Annotated in this window: 16 protein-coding genes and 1 riboswitch; of the genes, 9 read left to right on the top strand and 7 right to left on the bottom strand. The window is 70.7% G+C overall.

Going from position 1 to position 15933, the window contains the following annotated elements; translation table 11 throughout:
* Positions 1–2 precede the first annotated feature (2 nt).
* Positions 3–1517, top strand: coding sequence for an MFS transporter (locus ABD987_RS18625; protein ID WP_345394573.1), 1515 nt, complete (start codon positions 3–5; stop codon positions 1515–1517).
* A 112-nt stretch (positions 1518–1629) separates the two neighbouring features.
* Positions 1630–2415 (top strand): hypothetical protein, encoded by a 786-nt coding sequence (locus ABD987_RS18620; protein ID WP_345394570.1) that lies wholly within the window; start codon positions 1630–1632, stop codon positions 2413–2415.
* Between the two features lie 104 nt (positions 2416–2519).
* Here the strand turns inward: ABD987_RS18620 and thiE are convergent, their stop codons facing one another.
* Positions 2520–3188, bottom strand: coding sequence for a thiamine phosphate synthase (gene thiE / locus ABD987_RS18615; protein ID WP_345394567.1), 669 nt, complete (start codon positions 3186–3188; stop codon positions 2520–2522).
* Positions 3189–3218: 30 nt separating this feature from the next.
* Positions 3219–3327: riboswitch (TPP riboswitch) on the top strand.
* Positions 3328–3400: 73 nt separating this feature from the next.
* Between thiE and thiO the strand changes: the two genes are divergently transcribed.
* From thiO to ABD987_RS18595, 4 genes are all read left to right on the top strand, one after another.
* On the top strand, positions 3401–4477 hold the full coding sequence (gene thiO, locus ABD987_RS18610) for a glycine oxidase ThiO (RefSeq protein ID WP_345394564.1): 1077 nt from the start codon (positions 3401–3403) through the stop codon (positions 4475–4477).
* Entirely contained in the window at positions 4477–4677 is a 201-nt protein-coding gene (gene thiS, locus ABD987_RS18605) for a sulfur carrier protein ThiS (RefSeq protein WP_345394561.1), read from the top strand. Before thiO ends, thiS begins: the two co-directional genes overlap by 1 nt.
* A gap of 85 nt (positions 4678–4762) precedes the next feature.
* Entirely contained in the window at positions 4763–5527 is a 765-nt protein-coding gene (gene thiG / locus ABD987_RS18600; RefSeq protein WP_345394558.1) for a thiazole synthase, read from the top strand.
* A gap of 82 nt (positions 5528–5609) precedes the next feature.
* The gene (locus ABD987_RS18595; RefSeq protein ID WP_345394555.1) at positions 5610–6038 is read left to right on the top strand and encodes a MarR family winged helix-turn-helix transcriptional regulator; all 429 of its coding nucleotides are present in this window, start codon (positions 5610–5612) and stop codon (positions 6036–6038) included.
* A gap of 3 nt (positions 6039–6041) precedes the next feature.
* On the opposite strand, the gene thiD (ABD987_RS18590) is transcribed toward ABD987_RS18595, so the two are convergent.
* On the bottom strand, positions 6042–6875 hold the full coding sequence (thiD, locus tag ABD987_RS18590) for a bifunctional hydroxymethylpyrimidine kinase/phosphomethylpyrimidine kinase (protein ID WP_345394552.1): 834 nt from the start codon (positions 6873–6875) through the stop codon (positions 6042–6044).
* Positions 6876–6982: 107 nt separating this feature from the next.
* On the opposite strand from thiD (ABD987_RS18590), the gene ABD987_RS18585 reads away from it, so the two are divergent.
* Positions 6983–8008, top strand: a complete 1026-nt coding sequence (locus ABD987_RS18585) for a phosphatidylinositol-specific phospholipase C domain-containing protein (RefSeq protein WP_345394549.1) — start codon at positions 6983–6985, stop codon at positions 8006–8008.
* A 68-nt stretch (positions 8009–8076) separates the two neighbouring features.
* Here ABD987_RS18585 and ABD987_RS18580 read toward each other — a convergent pair whose 3' ends face one another.
* The 4 genes from ABD987_RS18580 to ABD987_RS18565 form a co-directional block, all read right to left on the bottom strand.
* On the bottom strand, positions 8077–8430 hold the full coding sequence (locus ABD987_RS18580; protein WP_345394546.1) for a hypothetical protein: 354 nt from the start codon (positions 8428–8430) through the stop codon (positions 8077–8079).
* A gap of 122 nt (positions 8431–8552) precedes the next feature.
* A complete protein-coding gene (gene thiD / locus ABD987_RS18575; RefSeq protein WP_345394543.1) occupies positions 8553–9371 on the bottom strand; it encodes a bifunctional hydroxymethylpyrimidine kinase/phosphomethylpyrimidine kinase in 819 nt (272 codons plus the stop codon).
* On the bottom strand, positions 9368–11011 hold the full coding sequence (thiC, locus tag ABD987_RS18570) for a phosphomethylpyrimidine synthase ThiC (protein WP_345394540.1): 1644 nt from the start codon (positions 11009–11011) through the stop codon (positions 9368–9370). The genes thiD (ABD987_RS18575) and thiC overlap by 4 nt, the downstream gene beginning before the upstream one ends.
* 504 nt (positions 11012–11515) lie before the next feature.
* Positions 11516–12082, bottom strand: a complete 567-nt coding sequence (locus ABD987_RS18565) for a peptide deformylase (RefSeq protein WP_345394537.1) — start codon at positions 12080–12082, stop codon at positions 11516–11518.
* A 157-nt stretch (positions 12083–12239) separates the two neighbouring features.
* Between ABD987_RS18565 and ABD987_RS18560 the strand changes: the two genes are divergently transcribed.
* Positions 12240–12551 (top strand): DUF3263 domain-containing protein, encoded by a 312-nt coding sequence (locus ABD987_RS18560; protein ID WP_345394534.1) that lies wholly within the window; start codon positions 12240–12242, stop codon positions 12549–12551.
* A 76-nt stretch (positions 12552–12627) separates the two neighbouring features.
* Complete coding sequence (locus ABD987_RS18555) at positions 12628–13278, top strand: LytR C-terminal domain-containing protein (protein ID WP_345394531.1); 651 nt, start codon at positions 12628–12630, stop codon at positions 13276–13278.
* Positions 13279–13333: 55 nt separating this feature from the next.
* Here the strand turns inward: ABD987_RS18555 and ABD987_RS18550 are convergent, their stop codons facing one another.
* On the bottom strand, positions 13334–15607 hold the full coding sequence (locus tag ABD987_RS18550; RefSeq protein WP_345394528.1) for an AAA family ATPase: 2274 nt from the start codon (positions 15605–15607) through the stop codon (positions 13334–13336).
* Between the last annotated feature and the right edge of the window lie 326 nt (positions 15608–15933).

The raw sequence follows: 15933 nt of genomic DNA, 5'->3' as shown, positions 1-15933 counted from the left end.
CGGTGACGGCGTCCGCGGACACCGGCATCCGGTGGGGCACGCCTGCCGCGCGCGGAGTGCTGACGACCACCATCCTCGGCTCCGGCATGGCGATGCTCGACGGCACGATCGTCAACGTCGCGTTGCCCCGGATGGGTGAGGAACTGCGGGCCTCGGTGGCGGGGTTGCAGTGGATCCTCGACGGGTATCTGCTCGCCCTCGCCGCGCTGATCCTCGTCGCGGGTTCACTCGGCGACCGCTACGGCAGGCGCCGGGTGTACGTCGTGGGGGTGATCTGGTTCGGCGTCGCGTCCGGGCTGTGCGCGGCCGCGGTGTCCACCGAGATGCTGGTGGTGACGCGTGTCCTCCAGGGCATCGGTGGCGCGTTGCTGACGCCGGGCTCGCTGGCGATCCTGCAGTCCTCGTTCGCGCACGATGACCGGGCGCGCGCGATCGGCGCGTGGTCCGGGCTCGGCGGGATCGCGGCCGCGGTGGGGCCGCTGCTGGGCGGGCTGCTCGTGCAGCTGTGGTCGTGGCGGCTGGCGTTCCTGATCAACCTCCCGCTCGCCGTCGTCGTCGTGCTGCTGGCGCGCCGGTTCGTGCCGGAGTCGCGGGACGAGGACAGCAGCGGTCACCCGGACTTCGGGGCCGCCGCCCTCGGCGCGCTCGGGCTCGCCGGGGTCACCGGCGCGCTCGTCGAGGCGCCGGGACGCGGTATCGGCGACCCGCTCGTGCTGGTCGCCGCGGTCCTCGGCGTGGTCGGGCTCGGCGCGTTCGTCCTCGTCCAGCACCGCTCGGCGGACCCGCTCGTGCCGCCCACGCTGTTTCGCGACCGGACGTTCACCCTCGCCAACGCGCTGACGTTCGTCGTCTACGCGGCGCTCGGCGGGGTGATGATGCTGATGGTCATGCAGTTGCAGGTCTCGCTCGGGTACTCGCCGACGGCCGCGGGGCTCGCCGGGCTGCCGATCACGCTGATCATGCTCGTGCTCTCCGGGCGGTCGGGCGCGCTGGCCCAGCGCATCGGCCCCCGGCTCCAGCTGGTCGCCGGCCCGTTGCTGATCGCCGCCGGGATGCTGCTGCTGACGCGCGTCGGGCCCGGCGCGTCCTACCTCGGCGCGGTGCTGCCCGCGGTCTGCGTGTTCGGGTTCGGGCTCTCCGTCGTGGTCGCCCCGGTGACCGCGACCGTGCTCGCCGCGGCTCCCGACCGGTTCGCGGGCGTCGCCTCCGGCGTCAACAACGCCATCGCCCGCTCGGGTGGTCTTCTCGCGGTCGCGGTGCTGCCCGCCGCGGCCGGGCTGACCGGCGCCGCCTACACCGATCCGGCGGCGCTCACCGCGGGCTGGCGGACCTCGCTGGTGATCTGCGCGGTGCTCGCCGCCGCGGGCGGACTGATCGCGCTCGGCATCCACAACGGAGTTTTGGGTACCCGTAAGGAAGAAACTCCCGACGACGAATGCCCGCACCCCGGCGAGTGCCTCCACTGTGGTGTGGAAGGGCCGCCGACCCACGTGCGGCCATTGGCCCGCGACTCCTGAACCGTCCACAATGGATTTCAAACGTGGTGTTCCTCACGGCGCGCCAACGTATGGATAGCTTCGCGCGCCTTACTCGTTGGGAGTCGTAGAAGAAGTCGGACAGATCGGGATCATGAGCAAGGAGAACGAGCAGACCGCGGAGAAAAAGGAAGAGAAGCCCGCACTGCGTGTCCCGCAGATACTCGCGGCGGCACTCGCCGCGGTGACGGCGGCACTGGTGGGTTCCTCGCTCGGTGTCGCGGGCACGGTGCTGGGTGCGGCGGTGGCGAGCATCGTCACCACCGTCGGCAGTGAGCTGTACCTGCGTTCGCTGCATGGCACGACCAGGGCCGCGCGGAAGGCGCGTGACGCGCTGGCGACCACGGGCAAGCTGAAGGTCGTCGAGAGCGCGGGCACGCCACCGACCCCGGCGGACCTGGCGAACCAGCCGACGGTCAACCTGCGCAAGCCGGAGCTCGAGGGGCCGGCGGAAGAGGCTACCGGCAAGCTCCGGAAACTGCGCTGGCCGTTGATCATCGGGACGAGCCTCGTCGCGTTCGTGGCGGCGATCCTGCTGTTGTTCGGTGTCGAGAAGACCACCGGCAAGCCGATCGGCGGCGACGGCGGGATACGGGGGATCTTCGGCGACAGCACCGGGCAGAGCCGTGACGACCCCAAGAAGGACGTCCCGGCCACCGGCGATCAGGCGCCGCCGCCGAGCAGGTCGGGTCAGCCCTCGCCCACGACGACGCCGACGCTGCCGCCCAGCAGCACGCCCGCCACGCCGCCGCCGTCCACCAGCAGTGCGCCGCCGACCACGTCGGCCCCGCCGTCGTCGACGCGGCAGCAGCCCACGACGACACCGACACCGGCGCAGCAGCCTTCACAGGAACAGAAACCGCCGCCCGGCGCGGAATAGACCGTCCTATGTGGACTCCGCGCCGAAGTCTTCCAGGTCCGTGAATGCCACATTGAGGGACTCAGAGTCCCTCAATGTGGCATTCACGGACCGATGTGAGCGGTTCAGGCGGGGAGGGCGGCTCGCAGGGCTCGGGCGGCCGCGGCCGGGTCCTCGGCCTCGGTGATCGCCCGGACGACGACGATGCGGGACGCGCCCGCGTCGAGCACCTCGGGCAGCCGGTCGAGGTCGATGCCGCCGATCGCGAACCACGGCCGCGACGTGCCCGCCGCGGCCGTCGAGCGCACGAGGTCCAGCCCGGGGGCGTCCCGGCCCGGCTTCGTCGGCGTCGGCCAGCACGGGCCGGTGCAGAAGTAGTCCACGCCGGGTTCCCCGGCCGCCGCCGCGGCCTGGCCGGGGGAGTGCGTGGACCGGCCGATCACGACGTCGTCGCCGAGGATCCGGCGGGCCAGCGGTACCGGGATGTCGTCCTGGCCGAGGTGCAGGACGTCGGCGCCGACCGCCAGCGCGACGTCGGCCCGGTCGTTGACCGAGAGCAGTGCTCCGTGTCGAGAGCAGGCGTCAGCCAAGATTTCGAGAGCGGCGATCTCCTGCTTGGCTTCGAGCGGCGCGCCCCCGGTCTTGTCACGCAGCTGGACGATGTCGACACCGCCGGCGAGGGCGGCGTCCACGAACTCGGCGAGGTCGCCACGCGCGGTGCGCGCGTCGGTGCACAGGTACAACCGGGAGTCGGCGAGGCGCGCCCGGACTTCTACGCCAGTGAGGTGGGGCATGGCGGCGACGGTACCCGCGCGCTACGGTGGGGTGGTCCGCACGGGAGCCCGAGGCACGGGCTGAGAGGGAGCCGTCACCGCTCCGACCGTGGAACCTGATCCGGGTCATGCCGGCGCAGGGAGCGTGATTCCATGAGCGAAGCTTGCGAGCGAATCATCAACATCATGCGCCAAAAAAGATTGGACGCTGTCTCGCGAAGCGAGGCGATCGCATGAGTGAGTTGACCATCATCGGCGGCGGTGTGATCGGCCTCGCCGCGGCCTGGCGTGCCGCCGTGCACGGGCACCGGGTCAGCCTGTACGACCCCGAACCCGGACGCGGCGCGTCCTGGGTGGCGGGCGGCATGCTGGCACCGGTCACCGAGGCCTGGCCGGGCGAAGAGGACGTCCTGCGCCTTGGCGAGGCCTCGCTGCGCCGCTGGCCGGGTTTCGCGGCCGAACTGGCCGCCGAGGGCGTCGATCCCGGTCTGGCCGCGCACGGCACGCTCGTCGTCGCGCTGGACAGTGCTGACGCCGGGCAGCTGGACATCCTCGCCGGGTTCCTGCACTCCCTCGGCCGCGAAGTCGAGTCGCTCACCGGCCGCGCCGCCCGCCGGGTCGAGCCGGGTATCGGGTCCGTCCGAAGTGGACTGCTGGTGCCCGGCGACCTCGCCGTGGACAACCGGAAACTCCTGCTGGCCCTCGAACACGCCTGCCGTCGTCGTGGTGTGACGTTCCACAGTACCCGGATCGACACGCTCGAAGAGGTCCGCGCGGACGCCGTGATGCTGGCCGCGGGCGCGTGGACGGGGCGGCTGCACCCGCTGCTCGCCGACGCCGTCCGCCCGCTCAAGGGCGAGATCCTGCGGCTGCGGCCCCGGCGCGGCTGCCTGCCGCCTCCCGGCAACACCGTCCGCGCGCTGGTGGAGGGCCGCCCGATCTACCTCGTACCGCGCGAAGACGGCGAACTCGTGCTCGGCGCGACCCAGTACGAGGCCGGTTTCGACGAGTCCGTGGCCGCGCGCGGGGTGCGTGAACTGCTGGAGGGCGCCGAGCGGGTGTTCCCGGCGATCGCCGAGTACGAGCTGGTCGAGACCGCGGCCGGGCTGCGCGCGGGCAGTCTCGACGCGTTGCCGTTCGTCGGCGAGCTCGGGGACGGCGTATTCGCCGCGACCGGGCATCACCGCAACGGTCTGCTGATGGCCCCGGTGACCGCGGACGCGGTGGTCGCCTGGCTGGCCGGCGAGGCGCCGCCGGACGAGGTCGCCGCGGCCTCGCCCGCGCGGCTGCGGGAAAGGGAACGGGTGTGATGGAGATCCAGGTCAACGGCCAGTGGCGCGAGTTCCCCGAAGGGACGACGGTGGCCGAGGTCCTCGACGCGCTGGGCGCCGCCCGGCAGGGGGTGGCGGTCGCGTTGAACGGTGAGGTCGTGCGCCGGGGTGAGTGGCCGGACGCGGTGGTGCCGAAGGGCGCGAGCGTCGACGTGCTGACCGCGGTCCAAGGAGGCTGACATGAGCCACAGTCGCGAAGCCGCTCATGGCGGCCGACCGGGTGCGGGTGTCCCCGCAGAACACGGAGGCTGAGAAGTGGCGGACATGGTTCAAGACGGAGACCAGCTCGTCATCGGCGAGTACAAACTGTCCTCGCGGCTGGTCATCGGCACCGGCGGGGCGGCGAACCTGGCGGTGCTGGAGCGCGCGCTCGTCGCGTCCGGTACCGAACTGACCACGGTCGCGATGCGCCGCGCCGACGCCGAGGGCGGTTCCGGGGTACTCGAACTGCTGCGCAGGCTCGGGATCGCGTTGCTGCCGAACACCGCGGGCTGTCGCACGGCGGCCGAAGCCGTACTCACCGCACGGCTGGCGCGCGAGGCGCTGGACACCGATCTCGTCAAACTCGAAGTCCATGCGGATGATCGGACGTTATTGCCCGATCCGCTGGAAACCCTCGACGCCGCCGAGCAACTCGCCGCCGACGGGTTCACCGTGCTCGTCTACACCAACGACGATCCGGTGCTCGCGCTGCGGCTGGAGGAGGCGGGCTGCGCCGCCGTCATGCCGCTGGGCGCGCCGATCGGTACCGGGCTGGGGATCCGGAACCCGCACAACATCGAGCTGATCGTGTCCAGGGCGTCGGTTCCGGTGATTCTCGACGCCGGGATCGGGACCGCTTCGGACGCGACACTCGCGATGGAACTCGGCTGTGACGCGGTCCTGCTTTCCACTGCCGTGACACGCGCGGCGGATCCGGAGAAAATGGCCTCCGCCATGCGTTCCGCGGTGATAGCGGGCAGGCTCGCCAGGGGAGCCGGGCGTGTCCCGCAGCGCTTTTGGGCGCATGCTTCGAGTCCACCTCGGTGAATCCTGGAGTACCTTCACGCGGAAACAGTGCCGGTGGCCGTAAGGTTGACGGCACTTTTCCAGCGGGCAGAAGGAGCCAGCGGTGACCACGACATCGGTCCAGGACGTCTCGGGCAGGTTGTACCTCGCCGTGGGCAGGTTGTCCCGGTCATTACGGCAGGCGGGAGTGCCCGGTCCGGGGCACGGCGCCCTCTCGGCGCTCGCCACGCTGGTGCACACCGGCCAGATGCGGCTCGGCGATCTCGCGGCCAAGGAAGGCGTCGCGGCGGCGACCATGTCGCGGATCGTGGCTTCGCTCGTCGAGTCCGGGTACGTCAGCCGTGAGTCGGACCCGGTGGACCGCCGGGCCTGGCTGGCCAAGGCCACCGAGGAGGGGGAGCGGCTGGTCTCCGGCGTCCGGTCCACCCGGGTGCAGGAGCTGAACCGGAGACTCGACCGGCTCCCGCCCGAGCAGCGGGAGGCGCTGACCGCCGCGCTGCCCGTGCTGGAGGCCCTGATCACCGAGGAGTGAGCTTCAGCGGTCCTCCGGAGCCAGGCGCCAAAAGGCCGAAACCGGGCCGACCTTCGCCCCCATCGGGTAGGCGTTCTCGACGGCGCGGGAGACGAACCACTTGCCGTACCGCGCCGCCTCCACAACGGACATCCCTCGGGCCAGCCCGGCGGTGAGGGCGGACGCCATGGTGTCCCCGGCGCCGTGCGTGTGCGGGGTCGAGTAGCGCCTGCCCGGCAGTTCGACGAAGGTCGACCCGTCGAACAGCAGGTCGACGCATTCCGGGTCGGACACCAGGTGCCCGCTCTTCACCAGTACGTACTTCGGGCCGAGCCGGTGCAGCACGATCGCGGCCTGGTGCATCTGCTCGCGGTCGGTCACGGTCATGCCGGTGAGCAGCCGGACCTCGTCGAGGTTCGGGGTGAGCACGGTGGCGCGCGGCAGCAGCTCGTCGCGCAGCGCGATCAGCCCGGCCTCGTCGAACAGCGGGTGGCCGTGCATCGACGCGGCCACCGGGTCGACGACGAACGGCACCGCGCGATCGCGTCCGATGTCGGCCCGGTCACACGCCGCCGCGACGGCGTGGATGATCTCGGCCGAGGCGAGCATCCCGGTCTTCGCGGCGCCCACGCCCATGTCGGCGGCGACGGCCTCGATCTGCCCGGCCACGATGTGCGGCGGCAGATCGGCGCGGTCGTGCACGCCGAGCGTGTTCTGCACGGTCACCGCGGTGACCGCGACCAGGCCGTGCACCCCGCAGGTGAGGAAGGTCCGCAGATCGGCCTGCAGCCCGGCGGCGCCGCCCGAGTCGGAGCCCGCGATGGTCAGTGCCGAGGGCGGGCTCGGATTCTCACTCATGTTTCCCCGACTTCCGGTCTGGGCCATTTGGTCAGTCATTCTTCACCCTTAGTCCATCACAGCGGTCGAAGGTGAAAGCTATTGCACATTCGGTCGAAGGAGTCTGGATGAAGTTCCCCACAGCCACCCTGGCTTCGGCGCTGCTCCTGACGGGCGTGCTCGCCGGTGTCCCCGTCGCGGCGAACGCGGACGGCCCGAAGCTGTCCCACGTGACCACCGTCGGCGTGCACAACACCTACGAGACGAGTGCCTACGACTATCTCGCGCGGTCACTGGACGCCGGGACGTCGCTCATCGAGCTGGACGTCTGGCCGGACGTCATCACGCACGAGTGGAAGGTCAGCCACGGGAACCCGCTGGGGAACGACAACAACTGCGTCGCGGCGAACTCGGCGGACCAGCTCTACTCCGGCGGGCGGAACAAGAACCTGGAGTACTGCCTCGACGACATCCGGATCTGGCTCGCCGCGCACCCCGGGCACTCGCCGGTGACGCTCAAACTGGAGATGAAGACCGGTTTCTCGGACAACTTCGGGCTCGGCCCCGACGAACTCGACGCCACCTTCCGCGCCCACCTCGGCGGCGCCGCGTTCCGCCCCGCCGATCTGCTCGGCACGTACTCCACTTTGGACGAAGCGGCTCGGGCGGACCACTGGCCTTCGCTGGATTCCTTGCGGGGCAAGGTGATCACCGAGATCATCCCGGGAACGGTCGAGGAGGGAAACCCGACCGACACGCTCAAGACCGATGTCGAGTACGCGCGCTACCTGCGTTCGCTCGCCGCGTCCGGGCGGGTGGGCGAGGCGAACATCTTCCCGACCGTGCACGGGGCGGCGCCGGGTGACCCGCGCGCCAAGTACCCGGACGCCGCGCTGCGGCCGTGGTTCGTCGTCTTCGACGGCGACGCCAAGGCGTGGGTCACCCAGACCGATCCCGGCTGGTACGACGCGAACCACTACTACCTGGTGATGACCGACGCGCAGAACGTCTCGCCGCCCATCGACGGGCACACCCCGACCGTCGAGCAGGCGAACCGGCGGGTGGCGGAACTGGCGAAGCGGCACGCGTCGGTCGTCACCGCCGACTGGACCGGCTTGACCACCGTGCTCCCGCAGGTTCTCCCACGCGGCTGACCACGCTGGTCCGTGAATGCCACATTGAGGGACTCAGAGTCCCTCAATGTGGCATTCACGGACTCGGGCTACTGAGGTGCGCGGCGCTTGACCACCTTGCCGCGCAGGTCGAGCAAGTGCACACCCTCCCTGATGCCCGGCTTCGGCTCGATCCCGGATCGATCGCGAAACGCCATGATCGCGAGGATGTGCTTGCCTTCGGCGATCAGCTCGTCGATCTCGTCGCGGACATCGGCGGGGACCCGGTCCCAGAGGATGCGCACCGCGCAGTCCGTGCAGAGCCTTTCGTCGGCGACCTCGCGCAGGCGGAGCGATGGCGTCCCACACTCGGCGCACTGCCAGTGCACGTACCGCGACGCGCAGGACTCGCACAGGGTGTCCCGTACGGTCGCACCGGCGCCGCACATCAGGCAGGAAGGCATACGCGCAGTATGTCCGGGCTCCCGCCCCGGACGCGCGCCATTTTCCGGCGCCGGATGGTCCGTGGGGGACTCCTTGAGGGAGCTGGAGTCCCTCAAGGAGGCCCCCACGGACCGAACCGGGATTACGGGGCCAGGCGCCAGAAGGGGGAGACGGGGCCGACCCCGGCGCCCAGCGGGTACGACTCGGCGACACAGCGCTCGATGAACCGCTTGCCCTCGGCCACCGCCGTCGGCACGTCCGCGCCCTTCGCCAGCGACGACGTGATCGCCGAGGCGAGGGTGTCCCCGCCGCCGTGGGTGTTTTCCGTGGCGTAGCGAGGTCCGGACAGGGCGATGAACTCCGAGCCGTTCGAGAGCAGATCGACGCAGTCCGCCGCTTCGCGCAGGTGCCCGCCCTTGACCAGCACCCACTCGGAACCGAACTCCAGCAACGCTTCCGCCGCCGCGCGCTGCGAGGCCGCGTCGGTCACTTCGACGCCGGTGAGCAGCCGGACCTCGTCGAGGTTCGGCGTGATCAGGGTGGCACGCGGGAACAGTTCGGTCCGGATGGCCTCCAGCGCCTCCTCGCGCAGCAGCGCGTGCCCGGTCATCGAGGCGGCCACCGGGTCCACCACGAACGGTGTGTCCGTCGACCGTCCGATGTGGACCTCGTCGAGGGTCTTCGCCACCGCCTGGATGATCTCGGCGGTGGCGAGCATCCCGGTCTTGGCCGCGTCGACGCCCATGTCCGTGGCCACCGCCTTGATCTGCGCGGTGACCACGTCGACCGGGACCTCGCTGAACCCCTGTACGCCAAGGGAGTTCTGCACGGTGACCGCGGTGAGCGCGACCATCCCGTGCACACCGTTCGCGAAGAACGCGCGCAGGTCGGCCTGGATGCCCGCACCACCGCCGGAGTCGGATCCGGCGATGGTGAGGGCGGTGCGCGGAGTGAGTGTCACTGACTGACCACGGGCAGGTAGACCTTGTTGCCCTGCTCCGCGAATTCGGAGGACTTCTCCGCCATCCCGGCCTCGATGGCCTCTACAGTGGACAGTCCGTGTTCCTCCGCGTACTTGCGCACGTCCTGGGTGATCCGCATCGAGCAGAACTTCGGGCCGCACATCGAGCAGAAGTGCGCCGTCTTCGCCGGTTCCGCGGGCAGCGTCTCGTCGTGGAACGCGCGGGCGGTGTCCGGGTCCAGCGAGAGGTTGAACTGGTCGTTCCAGCGGAACTCGAAGCGGGCCTTGGAAAGCTCGTCGTCCCACTCCTGCGCGTACTGGTGCCCCTTGGCCAGATCCGCGGCGTGCGCGGCGATCTTGTAGGTGATCACCCCGGTCTTGACGTCGTCGCGGTTGGGCAGGCCCAGGTGTTCCTTCGGCGTGACGTAGCACAGCATCGCCGTGCCGTACCAGCCGATCTGCGCCGCGCCGATCGCGGAGGTGATGTGGTCGTAGGCGGGCGCGATGTCGGTCGTGAGCGGGCCGAGGGTGTAGAACGGCGCCTCGCCGGTGAGCTTTTCCTCCAGCTCGACGTTCTCCTTGATCTTGTGCATCGGCACGTGGCCGGGGCCCTCGATCATCACCTGGACGTCGTGCTCACGCGCGATGTGCGTCAGCTCGCCCAGCGTCTCCAGTTCGGCGAACTGTGCGCGGTCGTTCGCGTCGGCGATCGAACCGGGGCGCAGGCCGTCACCGAGGGAGAAGGTGACGTCGTACTCGCGCAGGATCTCGCACAGCTCGGCGAAGTTGGTGTACAGGAAGGATTCCTGGTGATGTGCCAGGCACCACGCCGCCATGATCGACCCACCGCGGCTGACGATCCCGGTGACGCGCCGCGCGGTCAGCGGGATGTAGCGCAGCAGCACGCCTGCGTGCACCGTCATGTAGTCGACGCCCTGCTCGCACTGCTCGATGATCGTCTCGCGGTAGATCTCCCACGAGAGCTTTTCCGGCTCACCGTTGACCTTCTCCAGCGCCTGGTAGATCGGTACGGTGCCGACCGGGACCGGCGAGTTGCGGAGAATCCATTCCCTGGTCTCGTGAATCCGCTTCCCGGTGGACAGGTCCATGATCGTGTCGGCGCCCCAGCGGGTGGCCCACACCATCTTGTCGACCTCTTCCTCCACAGAGGACCAGACGGCCGAGTTTCCCATGTTGGCGTTGATCTTCACCAGGAAGTTCTTGCCGATGATCATCGGCTCGCTCTCCGGGTGCCTGCGGTTGACCGGGATCACCGCCCGCCCGCGCGCGACCTCGTCCCGCACGAATTCCGGTGAGCAGCGCTCACGCGCGGCGATGTACTCCATCTCGCGGGTGATCACCCCGGCCTTGGCCCAGCCGAGCTGCGTGTTGTGCTCACGCCCGTCGGCCCAGCCCGCCCGCAGCCGGTGAAGTCCACTGTGGACGTCGATGCTCGCGTCCGGATCGGTGTAGGGGCCCGACGTGTCGTACACGTCGAAGTGCTCCCCGTTCGACAGGTCGATCCGCCGCGCGGGAACCCGGAGCCCGGATTCCGTCTGGTGGTACACCTTCCGTGAGCCGGTGATCGGGCCGGTGGTCACGGTCGGCGTGATGGCAGCACTGTTGTCCAGCGTCGTCAACGACGTTCACTCCCTACGCCGGCATTACCCGGTCAGGTTCATGCGGTCGGCGGCACCGGGTGTCCCAGATCGACACCAGCCGCCCTCTCAGCCCGCCATGGCGCGAGCTCCCGCGGTTTTAAGGTTGTGCCCCGACCATGCCACGCCGGGCCCGAGGACTCAACCCCGGGACCGGAGTCGCCGACATTTGTCAAGGGTGGGCAGTCGCCCGCGAGACAGTATTGAGGGAGGTCAGGTCGATGAGCGCCATCACGGCGAGGCCGGAGTGGGGCTGGGATGTGCTACTGCGCATCTGGCGGGAGTTCGACGTGCCGAAGGAGTGGGCTGTGTCGCAGACGCTCGCCGGGTGGAGAAGCTGCGCGCGTACGCGGTCGCGGGCATTCCGCTCTACCTGTTGATCGATCGGTTCGTCGACGAGGGCCCGTGGGGTGGCCTGCCGGATGCTCTGAAGGCCACCTTGAGGGAACTCAGGTCCCTCAAGGTGGCCTTCAGAGCGTGTCCGGGTCAGTCCTCGTCGTGGTCCTTGGGCGGCATCCAGGACAGGCCGGGGACGCCCCACTTGTTGGACTTGATCATCTTCTTCGCCGCGCGGGCGTGCCGTCCGACGAGCCGGTCCAGGTAGATGTAGCCGTCCAGGTGATCGGTCTCGTGCTGCAGGCAGCGCGCGAAGTACCCGGTGCCCTCGACCTCGATCGGGTTCCCCTCGACGTCGAAACCGGTCACCTTCGCCCACGAGGCGCGGCCGGTCGGGTACGACTCGCCGGGCGCGGACAGGCAGCCCTCCCAGTCGTTGTCCGGGTCCGGCATGGTCTCCGGGATCTCCGAGGTTTCGAGCTTGGGGTTGACGACGACGCCCTTGAACCGGTTGCCCTCGTCGTCGTGGCAGTCGTAGACGAACAACCGCAGGTCGAGACCGATCTGGTTGGCCGCGAGACCGACGCCCTCGGCGGCGTACATCGTTTCGAACATGTCTTCGGTGAGCGTGCGCAGCTTCTCGTCGAACTCGGTGATCTCCCGAGTCGGGTTGTGCAGCACGGGGTCACCGGCGATACAGATGGCGTGGACGGTCACGAGGCCGCAGTTTAGTCGGACCCTTCTGGTAGACCTTCCCCAGACCGTGACGCGCCGACGTGGATGCCCACGACAGCCGGGTATTCCGTGGTGTAATGGCGCCGCGGAACGACAGCCCTGTGATTCGCCGAGCACTTCAGTGATTGCGAGGAGTCAGATGGACGCCGCGGAGTCGATGGCTGAGTCGGAGCAGCCGTCCCCGCCGGAGATCGTGGACGGCCTGACCGAACGCGAGATCGACATCCTCGCCTTCGAGCGCCAGTGGTGGCGCTACGCGGGCGCGAAGGAGCAGGCCGTCCGCGAGCGGTTCGGGCTGTCCACCACCCGGTACTACCAGGTGCTGAACCAGCTCCTCGAGAAGGAGGCGGCGATCAAGGCCGATCCGATGCTGGTCAAGCGGTTGCGCCGGAACCGCGCCACCCGCAAGCGCACCCGGGCCGCCCGGAGGCTGGGGTTCGACCTGCCATGAGCGATGCTTGCGAGCGAATCATGAAGGTCATGCGCCAAGAAGGATTGGGCACTGTCTCGCGGAGCGAGGCGGTCGCATGAGCCTGTTCTCGGGACTGTCCCGGCCGCTGAAGGCCGCGGGGCTCGCCCTGATCGGCGTCGCGGTGATCGCCGCCGTCATCGGCGGGGTGTCCGCGCTGTCCGGCGGCGACTCCACCAACACCGCGGCGTCGAGCCCCGCCCCGCCGCCGTCCACCCCCGGTGACGCGGTGCCGCCCACCTCGCCACCCGCCTCCCCGCCGGGGTCGCCGTCCTCCCCGCCCGCCTCGCCGACGCCCCCGGCCTCGACGCCGCCGGGCAGCGGTGCGCCGACCTCCGGCCAGCCGGGGCAACCCGGTCAGCCCGGTCAGCCGAAGCCGGGCCAGCCGGGCGGTGAGCAGCAGGCGTCCAACAAGTGGGTCACCGTGCGGGTCTACAACAACAGCATGATCCAGGGGCTCGCGGAGCGGGCGGCCGAGGACTTCCGCAAGGCGGGCTGGACCGTCACCGCGGTCAGCGGTTACCCGAGCGGTGTCATCCCGGAGAGCACCGCGTACTTCCGCCCGGGCACCGACGAGGAAGCCGCCGCCAAGCAGCTCGCGACCGAGTTCGGCATGCGTGCCGAGGCCCGCTTCCCCGGCATCCAGAACTCCAGCGCCGGTGTCATCGTGATCGTCACGAACAACTACCACTCGCCGGGCAAGAGCTGACGCGAGTTCCGTCCGCACGTGCCCGGGTGTCCTACCCGGGCACGTGCGGACGGTGCTATTCGCGCGACCGCGCGTAGGCCTCCAGCGCGGCCAGCTGTGCCGGGTCCAGTGACGGCCGCACGGTCTTGCGGGCCGTGTCCAGGTGGGTCGCGGTGACCTCGGCGGCTTCCAGCGACTCCCGCATCGCCGTCAGCGCGGCCTCCCTGATCAGCGCGGCGCAGTCCGCGGCGGAATAGCCGTCCAGAGTGGACGCGAGCTCCGCGAGGTCCACATCGGACGCCAGCGGCGTGTTCCGCGCGCCGGCGGCGAGGATCGCGGCGCGGGCCTCGGCGTCCGGCGGCGGGACGTACACCCGGCGCTCCAGCCGTCCCGGGCGCAGCAGCGCCGGGTCCACCAGCTCGGGCCGGTTCGTCGCGCCGAGGACGACGACCTCGCGCATCGGCTCGACGCCGTCCAGCTCGGTCAGCAGCGCGGCGACCACCCGGTCGGACACGCCGGAGTCCGAGGACTGCCCGCGCCGGGGCGCGAGCGCGTCGATCTCGTCGAGGAAGATCAGCGCGGGCGCGGCCTCGGCGGCGCGGCGGAACAGCTCCCGCACCGCCCGCTCCGACTCGCCGACCCACTTGTCCATCAGCTCGGCGCCCTTGACCGCGAACACGTTGAGCGCGCCGGTCCCGGCCAGCGCCCGCACCAGGAACGTCTTGCCGCCGCCGGGCGGCCCGTACAGCAGCACGCCGCGTGGCGGCTCTACGCCGAGCCTGGCGAAGGAGTCCGGGTAGCGCAGCGGCCACAGCACGGCTTCGGTGAGCGACTGCTTGACCTCGGTCATGTCGCCGACGTCGTCCAGGGTGAGCCCGCCGGTGGCCAGATTGTCCGAAGTGGACATCGAAATGGGACGGACGGTGCTGAGCGCGTCGAGCAGGTCCTGCTGGGAGATCCGGGGCTCGCTCTCCTCGCGCTGGCGCAGCGCGGCCCGCAGCGCCGCGTCCCGGCGCAGCGCGAGCAGATCCGCGGCGACGAACCCCGGTGTCCGCTCGGCGATCGTGCCCAGCTCGACGCCGGGTTCCAGCGGGACGTCGCGCAGCAGGACCAGCAGCAGCTCCTTGCGGGTCCGTGCGTCCGGCAGCGGCAGGCTCAGCTCGCGGTCGAGCAGATCCGCCGCGCGCAGCCGGGGATCGGCGGACTCGGCCCGCGCGGTGGTCGCGACGACGGCGAGCCCCTCGTGCCGCAACGCGCCGCGCAGTTCCTCCAGCACCACGGTCGCGACCGGCGGCGGCTGCGAGGCGGGCAGCAGCGCGTCGACGTCGGTGATCAGCAGCACGGACGGGCCCGCCGTGGCGGCGGCCGCGGCGATCGCCTCGCGCAGCCGCGCGGCCGCGACGTTCGGTTCCAGCACGGCGATGTTCGGCGCGGCGAGCGAGACCACCTCGACGTTCTCCGCCCGCGCCACCGAACGCACCAGGGTGGCCTTGCCGACGCCCTCCGGCCCGGAGAGCAGGACGCCGAGATGCGCCGTGGTGCCCAGTTTCGCCAGCAGTTCGGGGCGGTGGAAGGCCAGGTCGAACCACTCGGCGAGCCTGCGCGCGGACGATTCGACGCCCATCAGGTCGGCGACCGGCGGCACGGTCTCGACGACCTCGGGCAGCACCTCGTCCTCGACGATCTCCGCCTCGATGTACTCCTCGACCGCGGTCACGGCCGTGCTGCGCACGAGCGCGGTCGCCGAGCGGGCCGGTGCCGCGCCGGTGGGTTCCCCGGTACGCGCGCCGTCCCGCCAGCTGACCACTGTGGACGGTCCGACCGCGACCGGGCCCGCCGGGTCGGTCGCGGTGACGGTCAGCAGCTCGTTGGTCCAGGTCCCGCCGATCGCGCGCGACAGCTGCCCGCGCACGGCCGAGACGTCCGAACCCGCCGCGGGCGCCAGGTCCTGGGGGAGCAGCGAAACCGCGTCGCCGACCGTGAGCACCTTGCCGATCAATGCCAGCCGCAGCGTGTGCGGCGGGACCGACGCGCTGGCCAGCCGCGATCCCGCGACCGTCACGGTCTTCGCCGCGGACACCTCCGCCGGGGCCACCACGATCTCCGCGCCCTCGGACACGCCGAGGTTCGACATGGTGACGTCGTCGACGAGCACCACCCCCGGCAGCCCGCCGTCGTCGGCAGGCGCGGCGAGCGCCGCGCTCACCCGCGCGCCGGTGAGGTGCACCGCGTCCCAGGCACGCAGGCCCAGCGCGTCGAGCACCTCGGGATGCAGCCGGACGACACCGCGGCGCGAGTCCAGTGCGGACGGGGTGTGCCGGACGGTCAGCGTGATCTGGGGGTCGCTCACACCGATCACCCTAGCGACGCACCCAATGTGGCGTTCGGTGCTCCGCCCTTGCCCCCACCACCACCCTCAACGGAGACGCTCCGCGTCCGGCCCCGATTCCACGCACCGAACGCCACATTGGGGCGCATGACCGAGCGGGAATGACCGGCGAGGCGGGGTGCGGGGGCGCGGGCTGGGTGACCGACGGGGTGCCGTGTGCCGAGGGACGCCTTCGGTGCGGTCAATGCACCGAAGGCGTCCCTCGGTGCAGCCAACGCACCCAGGGCGTCCCTCGGTGCATTTCCCGCCCGCAGCCCCGCCTGAAGCCGTGAAGGCCCCCTTCGCAG

Origin of the sequence: Amycolatopsis samaneae, from assembly GCF_039541975.1 — a bacterium.
Lineage (GTDB): Bacteria > Actinomycetota > Actinomycetes > Mycobacteriales > Pseudonocardiaceae > Amycolatopsis > Amycolatopsis samaneae.
The sequence above is the reverse complement of the archived record's forward strand: the minus strand, read 5'-3'. Positions and strand labels throughout refer to the sequence as shown.